Source organism: Streptomyces sp. CA189 (assembly GCF_056428985.1).
Window position 1 is genome coordinate 1 of the sequence record NZ_JBWJVM010000131.1, and the last position, 14,548, is coordinate 14,548.

At 71.4% G+C, this 14,548-nt stretch carries 11 protein-coding genes; 7 read left to right on the forward strand and 4 right to left on the reverse strand.

Going from position 1 to position 14,548, the window contains the following annotated elements:
- Nucleotides 1-946 (reverse strand): hypothetical protein (locus AC061S_RS43085; RefSeq protein WP_478691342.1); only part of this gene is annotated, 946 nt, incomplete at its 3' end.
- A 250-nt stretch (nt 947-1,196) separates the two neighbouring features.
- Here AC061S_RS43085 and mtrA point away from each other — a divergent pair.
- From mtrA to AC061S_RS43115, 6 genes are all read left to right on the forward strand, one after another.
- Nucleotides 1,197-1,886 carry a two-component system response regulator MtrA gene (gene mtrA, locus AC061S_RS43090; RefSeq protein ID WP_274552971.1) on the forward strand — a complete coding sequence of 230 codons (690 nt, stop codon included), beginning with the start codon at nt 1,197-1,199 and terminating at the stop codon, nt 1,884-1,886.
- 1 nt (nt 1,887) lies between these two features.
- A complete protein-coding gene (mtrB, locus tag AC061S_RS43095) occupies nt 1,888-3,915 on the forward strand; it encodes an MtrAB system histidine kinase MtrB (protein WP_478691343.1) in 2,028 nt (675 codons plus the stop codon).
- Nucleotides 3,905-5,740, forward strand: coding sequence for an LpqB family beta-propeller domain-containing protein (locus AC061S_RS43100; RefSeq protein ID WP_478691344.1), 1,836 nt, complete (start codon nt 3,905-3,907; stop codon nt 5,738-5,740). The genes mtrB and AC061S_RS43100 overlap by 11 nt, the downstream gene beginning before the upstream one ends.
- Before the next feature lie 107 nt (nt 5,741-5,847).
- Nucleotides 5,848-6,651, forward strand: a complete 804-nt coding sequence (locus AC061S_RS43105; protein ID WP_478691345.1) for a ComF family protein — start codon at nt 5,848-5,850, stop codon at nt 6,649-6,651.
- Nucleotides 6,652-7,010: 359 nt separating this feature from the next.
- On the forward strand, nt 7,011-7,718 hold the full coding sequence (gene hpf, locus AC061S_RS43110) for a ribosome hibernation-promoting factor, HPF/YfiA family (protein WP_478691346.1): 708 nt from the start codon (nt 7,011-7,013) through the stop codon (nt 7,716-7,718).
- Nucleotides 7,719-7,976: 258 nt separating this feature from the next.
- Entirely contained in the window at nt 7,977-8,705 is a 729-nt protein-coding gene (locus AC061S_RS43115) for a response regulator (RefSeq protein ID WP_478691347.1), read from the forward strand.
- Nucleotides 8,706-9,018: 313 nt separating this feature from the next.
- Here the strand turns inward: AC061S_RS43115 and AC061S_RS43120 are convergent, their stop codons facing one another.
- Nucleotides 9,019-10,206 carry a winged helix-turn-helix domain-containing protein gene (locus AC061S_RS43120; protein ID WP_478691348.1) on the reverse strand — a complete coding sequence of 396 codons (1,188 nt, stop codon included), beginning with the start codon at nt 10,204-10,206 and terminating at the stop codon, nt 9,019-9,021.
- 9 nt (nt 10,207-10,215) lie between these two features.
- Nucleotides 10,216-10,797 carry a GNAT family N-acetyltransferase gene (locus AC061S_RS43125; protein WP_478691349.1) on the reverse strand — a complete coding sequence of 194 codons (582 nt, stop codon included), beginning with the start codon at nt 10,795-10,797 and terminating at the stop codon, nt 10,216-10,218.
- Nucleotides 10,798-11,037: 240 nt separating this feature from the next.
- Here AC061S_RS43125 and secA point away from each other — a divergent pair, with 240 nt between their 5' ends.
- On the forward strand, nt 11,038-13,812 hold the full coding sequence (gene secA, locus AC061S_RS43130) for a preprotein translocase subunit SecA (protein ID WP_478691350.1): 2,775 nt from the start codon (nt 11,038-11,040) through the stop codon (nt 13,810-13,812).
- Between the two features lie 99 nt (nt 13,813-13,911).
- On the opposite strand, the gene AC061S_RS43135 is transcribed toward secA, so the two are convergent.
- The coding region (locus AC061S_RS43135) for an Rv3235 family protein (RefSeq protein ID WP_478691351.1) at nt 13,912-14,548 on the reverse strand (637 nt) is incomplete at its 5' end.

The window sequence follows — 14,548 nt, forward strand, 5'->3', positions numbered from 1 at the left end:
AGCCGGTGATGATGTTCGTCAGGAGGGTGATGCCGAAGATCCGCCACCAGGAGCCGTTGACCAGCTTCGAGGAGCGGGCGAGGGACTTGCGTACCGTCGCCTTCTCCAGCATCAGCGCGGGCGAGGCCAGGGAGAACCTGATCCAGAGCCAGAGGATCAGGCCCAGGGCGATCAGGCCGCCGAGGACGGCGAGGCCGTCCTGTCCGGCGAGGGCGCCGGGCAGGACCAGCACGGTGAAGAGGAGGGCCGCGCCGACCCCCAGCAGGAGGGTCAGGCCGAACAGCCGGGCGAGCTGCGGGCGGGCCTCGCGCCAGGCGGTGCCGATCGAGGAGCCCTGGCCGAGCACCGCGCGGCTGAAGATCATGGTGAGCATCGCGGTGGCCACGATGGCTCCGATGAGCTGGATGAACCCGTTCGCCGCGGTCAGGCCCATGAAGGAGCCGAGGGCGTCGATCTGCTCGTCCAGGGGCGCGTCGCCCGACTGGTCCAGTACGAGGTCGCCGAACGCGTACTTCTCGATGAGCACGCTGGCGATCTGTACGACGACGGCCACGGCCAGGGTGATCGGCAGCACCGCGCGCCAGTGCTTGCGCATGGTGGTGACGGCCCCGTCGAGGATCTCGCCCATGGCGAGCGGCCGCAGCGGGATCACGCCGGGCTTCACGGCCTGGGTGTGGTTGCCCCAGCCGCCCTGGCCGCCGCTCGGGGACGGGTAGCCGCCGCCGTTCGAACCCCAGCCCGTGCCCGGCCGCGGAGCCGCGGGCGGCTGCTGCTGAGGGTTCGGCGGGGTCTGGCCCGGGGTCGGGCTGGACCACTGGCCGGGGGGCGGCTGCTCGGCGGACCACTTGGAGTCGCCGGATCCGCCCGCGGGCGGCTGCGTACCGTGGGAGCCCTCACCCTCGGACGGGGAGGATCCGGGCGTAGCCCAGCCCGGAGAGTCGTTCATCGTCGCTCCTTCACGTGCACGCGGGGTGCGGGCGCTTGGTCCGGCTGCCATCGTGCCATGTGACAACCTCGAACGGACCAGCCGTCCCCAACGGACCAGCCGCCTCCTGAGACCGGAACGTTCGCGCCTTCGTATGGCGGACGGATCCGGGGCACACTGGGCGCCCTGATCTCCACGCAGGTCCGAGGGGCGATTTCCAGCCCCTTTGGCTGTGGGACAGCTCACCGCCGGGTAACGATTAGCTAATGGGATGATGTCAACCATGAAGGGACGCGTCCTTGTCGTCGACGACGACACCGCGCTGGCCGAGATGCTCGGCATTGTGCTGCGTGGAGAAGGTTTTGAGCCGTCGTTCGTAGCGGACGGCGACAAGGCACTGGCTGCCTTCCGGGAGGCGAAGCCGGATCTCGTGCTGCTCGACCTCATGCTGCCCGGTAGGGACGGCATAGAGGTGTGCAGACTGATCCGCGCCGAGTCGGGCGTACCGATCGTCATGCTCACCGCCAAGAGCGACACCGTGGACGTGGTCGTGGGCCTGGAGTCCGGGGCCGACGACTACATCGTCAAGCCGTTCAAGCCGAAGGAGCTGGTGGCGCGCATCCGCGCCCGCCTGCGCCGCTCGGAGGAGCCCGCGCCCGAGCAGCTCACCATCGGTGACCTGGTCATCGACGTGGCCGGGCACTCGGTCAAGCGGGAGGGCGCCTCGATCGCCCTGACCCCGCTGGAGTTCGACCTCCTGGTCGCCCTCGCCCGCAAGCCCTGGCAGGTCTTCACCCGCGAGGTGCTCCTGGAGCAGGTCTGGGGCTACCGCCACGCGGCGGACACCCGCCTGGTCAACGTGCACGTCCAGCGGCTGCGCTCCAAGGTCGAGAAGGACCCGGAGCGCCCCGAGATCGTCGTGACCGTGCGCGGGGTCGGCTACAAGGCCGGACCGAGCTGACATGACACCCGGCGAGCCCCGTGGCCGCTCCCGCCGGGGAGCGCTGCGGGGCGGCCGGCTGCTCCGGGAAGGAGCGCCCGGCGGCCCCGTGCTGCGGCTGTTCGTACGCCTCGTACGCCGGCCGCTGCTTCCGACTGTCCGGCTGTGGCGGCGCAACATCCAGCTCCGGGTGGTGGCCGCCACCCTGCTGATCTCCCTCGCCGTGGTCCTCGCCCTCGGGTTCGTGGTCATCGCGCAGGTCAGCAAGGGCCTCCTCGACGCCAAGGAGGAGGCCGCGCAGAGCCAGGCCGCCGGCGGTTTCGCGGTCGCACAGGAGAAGGCCAACACGCCCTATACGGCGGACGGGCCCGACGCCTCCGACAACAAGGTCGGCCGGGACGCCAGCACCTGGATGAACTCGCTGGTCAAACAGCTCGCCAGTGGCGGGCAGAGCGCCTTCGAGGTGGCGGCGCTGGGCGCCGGCACCGGGACCGGCGAGGAAGAGCCGGCCGTACGCGGCGCCCTCGGCGTCCGCGGGGCCCGTGCCTCCGGCAACGTGGACCCGACCGCCAGCGTCCCGCTGGGGCTGCGCCGCAGCGTCAACCACGCGACCGGCGCCTTCAAGACCTTCTCGCAGATCCGCTACACCGACGCCGGGGACAAGCTGCCCGAGCCCGCGCTCGTCATCGGCAAGCGGCTCACCGACATCAACGGCGACCCGTACGACCTGTACTACCTCTTCCCGCTCACCCAGGAGGAGGAGTCCCTCAACCTGGTCAAGGTCACCATCGCCACCGCCGGGCTCTTCGTCGTGGTCCTCCTCGGCGGGATCGCCTGGCTCGTCGTGCGCCAGGTCGTCACCCCCGTACGGATGGCCGCGGGGATCGCCGAGCGGCTCTCGGCGGGGCGGCTCCAGGAGCGCATGAAGGTCACCGGCGAGGACGACATCGCCCGTCTGGGCGAGGCCTTCAACAAAATGGCCCAGAACCTCCAGAACAAGATCCAGCAGCTGGAGGACCTCTCCCGGCTGCAGCGCCGCTTCGTCTCGGACGTCTCCCACGAGCTGCGGACCCCGCTCACGACGGTACGGATGGCGGCGGACGTCATCCACGACGCCCGCGCCGACTTCGATCCGATCACCGCACGCTCCGCCGAGCTGCTGGCCGGACAGCTCGACCGGTTCGAGTCCCTCCTCGCCGACCTGCTGGAGATCAGCCGGTTCGACGCGGGCGCGGCCGCCCTGGAGGCGGAACCGATCGACCTGCGGGACGTCGTCCACCGGGTCATCGACGCGGCCGAGCCGCTGGCCGAGCACAAGAACACCCGGATCCGCGTCCTCGGGGACACCCAGCCGGTGATAGCCGAGGCCGACCCCCGGCGCGTGGAGCGGGTCCTGCGCAACCTGGTCGTCAACGCCGTCGAGCACGGCGAGGGCCGCGACGTGGTCGTCCGGCTCGCCTCGGCGGGCGGGGCCGTCGCCGTGGCCGTACGGGACTACGGGGTCGGGCTCAAGCCCGGCGAGGCCACCCGCGTCTTCAACCGCTTCTGGCGGGCGGACCCGGCGCGGGCGCGCACGACCGGCGGTACCGGCCTCGGCCTGTCCATCGCCGTCGAGGACGCCCGGCTGCACGGAGGCTGGCTCCAGGCGTGGGGCGAGCCCGGCGGCGGCTCGCAGTTCCGCCTGACGCTGCCGCGCACGGCCGACGAGCCGCTGCGAGGATCGCCGATCCCGCTGGAGCCCGAGGACTCCCGGGCCAACCGGGCCAGGGCCGCCGCGGAGGGCTCCACGGCGGCCGGGCAGCGGGCGCAGCAGGCACAGCAGGCGGAGCGCACCGACCGGTCGCCGATACCGCCGAGGTCCCCGGTCGCGGGCGCGATGCCGGTACCGGCCGACCCGACGGCGCTGCCGGGCAGCGGGGCGCGGGTCGTGACCCGGCCGGGCGGAGCCGCCGGGGCAACGGACTCGGACCGAGAGGGCGGGACGGGTGGGACGGGTGGAGCGAGTGGAGCCGGTGGGAGCGGTGGAGCGGGTGGATCGCATGGGCGCTGAGCCGGGCCGGTCGCGCCGGCGCACGCCGCGCGCCCTCAGGGCCTTCGTCTTCGGCGCGGCCGGGCTGCTGCTCGCCGGCTGCGCCTCCATGCCCGACCACGGCGAGATCCGCCCGGTGGAGGCCTCCCAGGGGGTCGACTCACAGGTCCGCGTCTTCGGCGTGCCGCCGGCCGACAAGGCCAGCCCGCAGGAGATCGTCGACGGCTTCCTGGAGGCCATGACGAGCGATGATCCGCAGCTCCAGACCGCCCGCAAGTACCTCACCAAGGAAGCGGCGGCGAAGTGGAAGCCCGGCGCGGCCGTCACCGTGCTCTCCTCCGGCCTCGACCGGTTCTCCGTACAGGGCGAGAAGGACCCGGCGGCCCCCCGGTTCAAGGTCGCGGGCAAGACGCTGGCCACGGTGGACGAGCGCAGCGCGTACCAGCCGGAGACCGGCGACCGGCGCTACGAGGAGTTCCTGCAGCTCACGCAGGAGGACAAGCAGTGGCGGATCGCGACCCCGCCCAGCAGCCTGGTCCTCAGCGAATCCGACTTCCAGCGCATCTACATGCCGGTCAACAAGTACTACTTCGCGGGCGCCACGCTCGTCGCCGACCCCGTCTACGTGCGCCAGCGCAGCGACCCCGACTCCCGGATGGACCCCACCACCCAGACCGTCACCTCGCTGCTGGCCGGCCCGTCCAAGTGGCTCGGGCCGGTGGTCACCTCCAGCTTCCCGACCGGGACCGAGCTGCGCGAGGGCACCAAGTCCCTTGCGATCGACGGCCAGAACACGCTGCGCGTGCCCCTGAACAAGAACGCGGACGATGTCGCGGAGCCGCAGTGCCAGCGGATGGCGACCCAACTCCTGTACACGGTCAAGGATCTGACGGGTTCCCGGGTCGACCGGGTCGACATCGTGCGCTCCGACGGCACCACGCGCTGCCAGGTGGCCGAGGCGGCCGCGGCCGTGCTCGCCAACCGGCCGCTCTCGCCCGGCCACCAGTACTACGTGGACGCAGAGAACCGGCTGCAGCGGTTGAACCTGGACCCCAACCGCGAGGAGCAGCAGGACCCGCCGACACCGGCCCCCGGGCCGCTGGCCGGGAACCCGGCCTTCAAGGTGGGCTCCGCCGCCGTGTCCTACGACGAGAAGCGTGCCGCGGTCGTCTCCGAGGACGGGCACGGGCTGCACGTGGTCAACCTGACCACGGCCGGAGTGATTCCGCAGCCGCTGCTGACCGCCAAGGGGGCCAAGCCCAACGGGCTCACCACCCCGACCTGGGACGCGGCGGGCGATCTGTGGGTCGCGGACACCGACCTTCAGGACCCGACGCTGTGGCGGCTGCCCGGCGGCACCGGGACCCCCGAACGGGTCGAGGTGTCCGGGCTGGCCGGCGGGCGGATCACGGGGCTGAAGGCCTCGCCCGACGGGGTGCGGATGGCTCTGCTGGTGCAGCGGGAGAGCCGCAAGTACCTGTACATGGGGCGGATCGAGCGCCCCGACGGAAAGGGCGACGCCTCGGCGGTCTCGGTGCGCGAGCTGCGCCCGGCCGCTCCGCAGCTCGCGGACGTGACGGCGATGAGCTGGGCGCCGCGCGGCCGGCTGCTGGTGGTGGGCCGGGAGAGCGGCGGGGTCGTGCAGGCCCGCTACATGCTGGCCGACGGATCGATGGTCGGGGCCGGGCTGCCCGGGGCCACCGGGCTGGTGGCGGTCGCCGCGAGCGAGGACGAGAAGAAGCCCGTGGTCGCCGAGTCGTTGGAGGACGGCATCGTATGGCTGCCGCCGGGGGCGCAGTGGCGCACGGTGGTGGCCGGCGGGCGGGCTCCGGTCTACCCGGGCTGACGGCCGGCCGACCGGGGCGGTGCGGTCCAGGGCCCGTGTGACCTGCCCTTTCCGTGGTTGTCCACAGGGGTGGTGGAGTGCTGTCCGCGCCCGGCAGAGTGGACGTCATGCGGGAGTGGTGGCGGGGGCGGGCGGGCGGGCTCACCGGTGAGCTCGCCGGGCTGGTGCTGCCGGTCGGGTGCGCCGGCTGCGGGGCCGGCCGCGCGGTGCTGTGCGGAGCCTGCCGGTCGGCGCTCAGCGGGGCCGGGGCGGGCCCGGTACGGCCGTCTCCGTGCCCCGCGGGGCTGCCCGCGGTCTATGCGGCCACCGCGTACCGGGAGGCCGTACGGGCCGTCGTACTGGCCCACAAGGAGCGCGGCGCGCTGCCGCTGGCCGGCGTCCTCGGCGCGGCCCTGGCGGCCGCGGTCCGCGCGGCCGGGGTGGGCGCGGCCGGGGGCGCGGCGCGGGACGGAGGCGTGGCCCTGGTTCCCGTGCCCTCCGCGCGGCACCGGGTGCGGGCGCGCGGGCACGACCCGGCGCGCAGGATCGCGCTGGCCGCCTCGGCGCGGCTGCGGCGGGAGGGCGTGCCCGCGCGCGTGGCGCCCGTACTGCGGCTGCGGCGGGCGGTGGCCGACCAGGCGGGCCTGGGGGCGGCGCAGCGCCGGGAGAACCTCGCGGGAGCCCTGCAGGCGCGGCCCGGGGCCGGGCGGGTGACGGCGGGGGCGGCCCGGATCGTGCTCGTGGACGACGTCGTCACCACCGGATCCACCCTGGCGGAGGCGGCGCGGGCGCTGCGCGAGGCCGGGATCGGGGTGCCGGGCGGGGCGGCCCCGGCGGGGGCTCTGGTGGCCGCTGTGGTGGCCGCGCCGGCGGACTCCTTCGTGCGTCCCGGTACGGGCGCAACTCGTACAGAGCAAAAAACTTGTGAATAGATTTGGAACTGGAAGGGAAGGCGCATCGTTGCAGGTAGTAAGAGGGAACGGCCACCTGAACGGAGGTACGTTCCGGTAGCGGGTGCCGACAACCGGCATAGAGGGATATGTTCGGTTGTAAGGAATTGGCGAACCTTGGGCCCCACGCATCGGAGCGCAGGTTTCGAGCGTCGTGACGTTTCGGAAACTTCGTGTCAGAGGTTGTCCCTCGACTCCGAAGTCGGTGGGGTGTAGATCTTGCCGATGGGGGAGGAGGAGGTGGAAGTCGCCAAGTCCGAGGCTCCGGTGTTCACCGGGGTCTGGTGCGAAAGGGAGACGCTTCGCCCCTGAGGCGGAGCTATCCGGGAACGGAGTTCTGCGTGGACATCGTCGTCAAGGGCCGTAAGACCGAGGTGCCCGACCGGTTCCGCAAGCACGTGGCCGAGAAGCTGAATCCGGAGCGGATCCAGAAGCTCGACGCCAAGGTGATCAGCTTGGACGTCGAGGTGTCCAAGGAGCACAACCCGCGCCAGGCCGACCGTTCCGACCGCGTGGAGATCACCCTGCGTTCGCGGGGCCCGGTGATTCGTGCCGAGGCTTCCGCCGCCGACGCGTACGCGGCGCTCGACCTCGCTCAGGACAAGCTGGAGGCCCGGCTGCGCAAGCAGCACGACAAGCGCCACACCCGTCGTGGTACCGGACGGCTCTCGGCGGCCGAGGTCGCCGACGTGGTTCCGAACGCCGCGACCCTGAACGGCAACGGCGAGCCGGTCAATGGAGAGAAGGCGGGCGCGGACGCGATTCCGACCACCCGGATCGGATCGCTGGAAGTGCAGGGCGACGGCCCGCTCATCGTTCGCGAGAAGACCCATGCGGCCGCACCCATGTCGCTCGACCAGGCCCTCTACGAGATGGAACTGGTCGGTCACGACTTCTACCTGTTCGTCGATTCCGACACCAAGATGCCGAGCGTCGTCTACCGGCGCCACGGTTACGACTACGGCGTGATCCACCTCGACTCCTCCGACGCCGCCTCCAGCTCCGGTGAGCTCGACGGTGCGGGAGCGGGCGGCGCGCTCGGAGGGTGAGCCGCTGATTCCGGACTGATTCCGGGCTGGATCCGGATGTCCGTGTGGTGCCAGTGTGGTGCCCCCGCGTTCGCCCAGGCGGGCGCGGGGGCACTCGTGTGAGGTGACGGCTGCGAAACGGTGGCTTGTATGGGTCGGCCTGTAATCGTCGGCCTCCGTTCGGTCACGTGGGCATGGAATCATGTCGGGCAGTCAGCCGGCGGCCGCTCTCGTCGGATTGACCCAGCAGCTCAGCACCGTGGTGCAGGGGGAGGAACGATGGCGGACAGCTTCGGGCCGGTGCGCGATGACGACGGTGCGGGCTGCCGTGAGGAGGACCGGGTGGCAGAGCCGATCCGGGTGCTCGTGGTCGACGACCATGCGCTGTTCCGGCGCGGGCTGGAGATCGTCCTCGCGCAGGAGGAGGACATCCAGGTCGTCGGCGAGGCGGGTGACGGGGCGGAGGCCGTGGACAAGGCGGCGGATCTGCTGCCGGACATCGTGCTGATGGACGTGCGGATGCCTCGGCGGGGTGGGATCGAGGCGTGTACCTCGATCAAGGAGGTGGCGCCCTCCGCGAAGATCATCATGCTGACGATCAGCGACGAGGAGGCGGACCTCTACGACGCGATCAAGGCGGGGGCGACCGGGTACCTGCTGAAGGAGATCTCGACGGACGAGGTCGCTACGGCGATCCGGGCGGTGGCCGACGGGCAGTCGCAGATCAGTCCGTCGATGGCGTCGAAGCTGCTGACCGAGTTCAAGTCGATGATCCAGCGGACGGACGAGCGGCGGTTGGTGCCGGCGCCGCGGCTGACGGATCGGGAGCTCGAGGTCTTGAAGCTGGTGGCCACCGGGATGAACAACCGCGATATCGCGAAGGAGTTGTTCATCTCCGAGAACACGGTGAAGAACCACGTGCGGAACATTCTGGAGAAGCTGCAGTTGCACTCCAGGATGGAGGCGGTGGTGTACGCGATGCGGGAGAAGATCCTCGAGATCCGGTAGGCAGGTGCCGAGGTATCCGGCCCGGTCTCGGGTGCGGGTGGGTGGCCCTGCGGGGCTGTCCCCTACCCTCCCTTCCTCCGTTCCCAGGGCTCTGCCCTGACCCGGTCCTCAAACGCCGGACGGGCTGGAGGGGGTGCGGGGTGCGCCCGGACCCCCTGGGGCTCCGCCCCGGACCCCGGTCCTCAAACGCCGGACGGCTGAAAGATCCTGGGGCTCCGCCCCAGACCCCGCGCCTCAAACGCCGGCGGGGCTGGATTTGGCCGCCGGAAAGGCTGGAGTTGGCCGGTGGAACTGGCGTTGGCGAGGCCGGGGGTCAGAGGGTGGAGAGTTCCGCTGTTACCGCTTTCGCTTCCGCGGGGGAAGTTGCTCGGTCGATGCGGATCGTGTCGCAGCCGACCCAGGAGGCGGCCTCGCGGAGGGCTTCGGCCATGGGGCGGGCTGCTTTCGGGGTGGTCAGGGAGAGCTGGCGGGCCACCAGGGTGGTGCCCTCGCGGGCCGGGTCCACGCGGCCCTGGAGGCGGCCTCCGGTCAGCAGGGGCATCGCGAAGTAGCCGTGGATCCGCCGGGGCTTGGGGACGTACGCCTCCAGGCGGTGGGTGAAGCCGAAGATCCGCTCCGTGCGCGGGCGTTCCCAGACCAGGGAGTCGAAGGGGGAGAGGAGCGTCGTGCGGTGGCGGCCCCGGGGGAGGGGGGAAAGGGCCGAGGGGTCTGCCCAGGCCGGCTTTCCCCAGCCTTCCACCTCCACCGGGACCAGGCCGCTGTCCTCGACCACCGCGTCGAAGTCGGGGCCCTTGAGGCGGTGGTAGTCCGCGATGTCGGAACGGGTGCCGACGCCAAGGGACTGCCCCGCGAGGGCCACCAGGCGGCGCTTGCACTCGCGGTCGTCCAGGTCGTCGTGGAGCAGCGGCTCCGGGACGGCCCGCTCGGGGAGGTCGTAGACCCTCTTCCAGCCGCGCCGTTCGGTGCAGACCACCTCGCCGATGTCGAGGAGCCACTCCACCGCGATCTTCGTCTCGGACCACTCGAACCATTCGCCGCCGTTCTTGGCGCCGCCCAGTTCGGTCGAGGTCAGAGGGCCTTCGGCGGCGAGGCGGTCCAGGACCGTCTTCGTCGAGGAGCGCTTGTCCTCCAGGATGTGCCAGCGGTGGCCGCGGACCTTGTTGGCCCGGCGGCGGAAGGCGAAGTGCGGCCATTCCTCGATCGGCAGGATGCAGGCCGCGTGCGACCAGTACTCGAAGGCGTGGTTCTCCGACCAGTACGAGGCCTCGACGGCGGAGCGGCCGACCGCGCCGAGGCGCGCGTACGCGACGAGCTCGTGGGAGCGGGCCAGGACGGAGATCGTGTCGAGCTGGACGGCGCCCAGGTGGCGCAGGACGCCGCGGACGCCGCCGCGCCGGTCCGGAGCGCCCAGGAAGCCCTGCGCGCGCAGGGCGATGCGGCGGGCCTCGTCGGCGGACAGGGACAGGGTCGGTGTGGGCGAGGGCACGGGAGCGGGCGTCATGGCGGAACCCTAGGACGTGGCACTGACAGGCGAGGGCAGGTACGGGAGGCGGGAGCCGAGGCCCAGGTCCGAGGGGAGCAGGGCGCCGGTCCAGCAGTCCCGCAGGGTCTCGCGGATTTCGATGCCCGCGCGCTGGACGCCCTCGATGACGAAGCCCGCCTTCTCCGCTGCGGCGCGGGAGGCGTCGTTGCCGACGCCGGCGCGCCAGATCAGCCGTACGCAGCCGGCCTCCGTGAAGGCCCAGCGGGCCACGGCGGGCAGGGCCTCGGCCAGGTAGCCGCGGCGGCGGTGTCCCGGGGCGGTCCAGAAGCCGACCTCGTGCGCGCTCGGGTCGCGCCGCATGACTCCGATGGTGGCGACCAGCGGGCCGTCGCCGCCGAGGCGGACCGCGAAGGCGTACTCGGAGTCCTCGCGCCACCCCGCCGGGACCTTGGCCACGTAGGACTCGGCGTCCGCGCGACCGTACGGGACGGGTACGGGGATCCAGCGCTGGATCGCCGGGTCCTGGCAGGCCGCGTACACCTCGTCGGTGTCCGAGGGGCGGTGGGGGCGCAGGACGAGGCGCTCGGTGGTCAGCGTGATCGGATCCATGGGGGGATTCTGCTCTGGGAGGAAGGCGGCGGCGAAGCGGATTCGCGGAAGAGTGTCCGCCCATACCGGCACCTTCGGTGCCCCTCACACGTTCTCATTTCCGGGCAGTCCAGCCCCGCGGCAGTGCGGACCTCCCGACGCGACCGCGTCCTCGCTTACGATGGCCGTTGCGGTGGGGCCCACCCTCCGTGCCCGTGCACGAACCAGTGCCAGGCCCGACCGGCAAGGAGACAAACCTCGGTGTCCGTCTTCAACAAGCTCATGCGTGCAGGCGAAGGCAAGATCCTCAAAAAACTGCACCGCATCGCGGACCAGGTCAACTCCATCGAAGAGGACTTCGTCAACCTCTCCGACGCCGACTTGCGTGCGCTCACGGACGAGTACAAGCAGCGCTGCCAGGACGGCGAGAGCCTGGACGACCTGCTGCCCGAGGCCTTCGCGACGGTCCGCGAGGCCGCCAAGCGCGTCCTCGGCCAGCGTCACTACGACGTGCAGATGATGGGTGGCGCGGCGCTGCACCTCGGCTACGTGGCCGAGATGAAGACCGGTGAGGGCAAGACCCTCGTCGGCACGCTGCCCGCGTACCTGAACGCGCTGTCCGGCAAGGGCGTCCACCTGATCACGGTGAACGACTACCTCGCCGAGCGCGACTCCGAGATGATGGGCCGGGTGCACAAGTTCCTCGGCCTGGAGGTCGGGTGCATCCTGGCGAACATGTCTCCGGCGCAGCGCCGTGAGCAGTACGCCGCCGACATCACGTACGGCACGAACAACGAGTTCGGCTTCGACTACCTCCGCGACAACATGGCGTGGTCGCAGGACGAGCTCGTCCAGCGCGGCCACAACTTCGCCGTGGTCGACGAGGTCGACTCGATCCTCGTCGACGAGGCCCGTACCCCGCTGATCATCTCGGGCCCGGCCGACCAGGCCACCAAGTGGTACGCGGACTTCGCGAAGCTGGTCACGCGCCTGACCAAGGGCGAGCCCGGCCAGCCCCTCAAGGGCATCGAGGAGACCGGCGACTACGAGGTCGACGAGAAGAAGCGCACCGTCGGCATCCACGAGTCCGGTGTCGCGAAGGTCGAGGACTGGCTCGGCATCGAGAACCTCTACGAGTCGGTCAACACCCCGCTCGTCGGTTACCTCAACAACGCCATCAAGGCCAAGGAGCTCTTCAAGAACGACAAGGACTACGTCGTCATCGACGGCGAAGTCATGATCGTCGACGAGCACACCGGCCGCATCCTGGCCGGCCGCCGCTACAACGAGGGCATGCACCAGGCGATCGAGGCGAAGGAAGGGGTGGACATCAAGGACGAGAATCAGACCCTCGCCACGATCACCCTCCAGAACTTCTTCCGCCTGTACTCGAAGCTGTCGGGCATGACCGGTACGGCCATGACCGAGGCCGCCGAGTTCCAGCAGATCTACAAGCTCGGAGTCGTCCCGATCCCGACCAACCGCGACATGGTCCGCAAGGACCAGGCGGACCTGATCTACCGCACCGAGGTCGCGAAGTTCTCCGCCGTTGTCGACGACATCGCGGAGAAGCACGAGAAGGGTCAGCCGATCCTCGTCGGTACGACGTCGGTCGAGAAGTCCGAGTACCTCTCGCAGCAGCTCTCCAAGCGCGGCATCCCGCACGAGGTGCTGAACGCGAAGCAGCACGACCGCGAGGCCACGATCGTCGCCCAGGCGGGCCGTCGCGGCGCCGTCACGGTCGCGACGAACATGGCCGGCCGTGGTACCGACATCAAGCTCGGCGGCAACCCGGACGACCTCGCCGAGGCCGAGCTGCGCCAGCGCGGCCTGGACCCGGAGGAGCACATCGAGGAGTGGGCGCACGCCCTTCCCGAGGCGCTCACGCGGGCCGAGGCGGCCGTGAAGGCGGAGTTCGAGGAGGTCAAGGACCTCGGCGGGCTGTACGTGCTGGGCACCGAGCGCCACGAGTCGCGCCGTATCGACAACCAGCTGCGCGGCCGCTCCGGCCGACAGGGCGACCCGGGCGAGTCCCGCTTCTACCTGTCGCTCGGCGACGACCTGATGCGGCTGTTCAAGGCGCAGATGGTCGAGCGCGTCATGTCGATGGCGAACGTGCCGGACGACGTGCCGATCGAGAACAAGATGGTCACGCGGGCCATCGCCTCGGCCCAGTCGCAGGTGGAGACCCAGAACTTCGAGACGCGCAAGAACGTCCTGAAGTACGACGAGGTCCTCAACAACCAGCGCACGGTGATCTACAAGGAGCGCCGCCGCGTCCTGGAGGGCGAGGACCTCCAGGAGCAGATCCGTCACATGATGGACGACACGATCGACGCGTACATCACGGCCGAGACGGTCGAGGGGTTCGCGGAGGAGTGGGACCTGGACCGGCTGTGGAACGCCTTCCGGCAGCTCTACCCGATCAAGGTCACGGTGGACGAGCTGGAGGACGCCGCGGGCGACCGCGCGGGCATCACCGCCGAGTTCATCGCGGAGTCCGTCAAGGACGACATCCACGAGCAGTACGAGGCCCGCGAGGCCACGCTCGGCTCGGACATCATGCGCGAGCTGGAGCGGCGCGTGGTGCTGTCGGTGCTGGACCGCAAGTGGCGCGAGCACCTGTACGAGATGGACTACCTGCAGGAGGGCATCGGCCTGCGGGCGATGGCCCAGAAGGACCCGCTGGTCGAGTACCAGCGCGAGGGCTTCGACATGTTCAACGCCATGCAGGAGGGCATCAAGGAGGAGTCCGTCGGCTACCTGTTCAACCTGGAGGTCCAGGTCGAGCAGCAGGTCGAGGAGGTCCTCGTCTCGGACTCCGGTCCGTCGCTCGCCAAGCCGGAGATCCGGGCGAAGGGTCTGGACGCCCCGCAGCGGCCGGACCGGCTGCACTTCTCCGCTCCCACCGTGGACGGTGAGGGCGGCGTCGTCGAGGGCGACTTCGAATCGGATTCCGGTGACGACTCCGGGATGACGCGCGCGGAGCGCCGTAAGGCGGCGAAGGCCACGGGCGGCCGTCGCCGCAAGAAGTAACTCCCCCCCGCTGTTCGCGGGATCACCGCCGGGGCCGGACACCACGCTGGGGGTCGGGGCGCGGCCCCGCGGGGGTAGCGCCGGCGTTCGTGGGCGGTGTCACGGGCGGGGGCCGTGGAGTTCCACGGCGGCGCAGCGCCAGCGCAGGTCGGGGCCCTGTTCCAGGCGGAAGGCCAGCGCCGTCAGGCGGTCGCCCGTCGCGATGCGGGCGAAGGCCTCGATGACCCCCGGACCGGGGGTGAAGCGGCCGCATCCGTGGAGGACGGGGCTGAGCCGGCGGGCGTCGTACGCGCGCTCGTGCGGGGGGTCGGCGGGGGCGAGGGTGATCAGCTGGTCGTAGGCCGGGCCGATGGTGTGGCCGATCAGGGAGTGCACGGGGCGGCGCCCGCTGAGGACGGCGAGCAGCCGCTCGGCGAACCAGTGGTGGGGACCGCGGTGGATGCCCGTGGGCGGGCGGCGCCGGTCGTGGCGGCGGCCGGGCCTCGTGGTGCCGGGGCCGGTGCCGGCGGGCCTCGCGGAGCCGCGGCCGGGGCCGGTGCCGGCACCGGCGCTGCCGGCCGTGCGGGGGCTCCCGTTCCCGGTGGGTCCGGGGCGCCGGGCGGCCCCGGTGGGTGCGGGGCTCGCGGGCCTCGTGGGGTCGGTGGCGCTTTCGGTGGTGCGCGGCGTGCTGGTGGGCATCGCGGTCGTCCCCGGGGTCGGGCCCGGCGCGGTCCCGGGCGGGCACGTGGGACGGGAC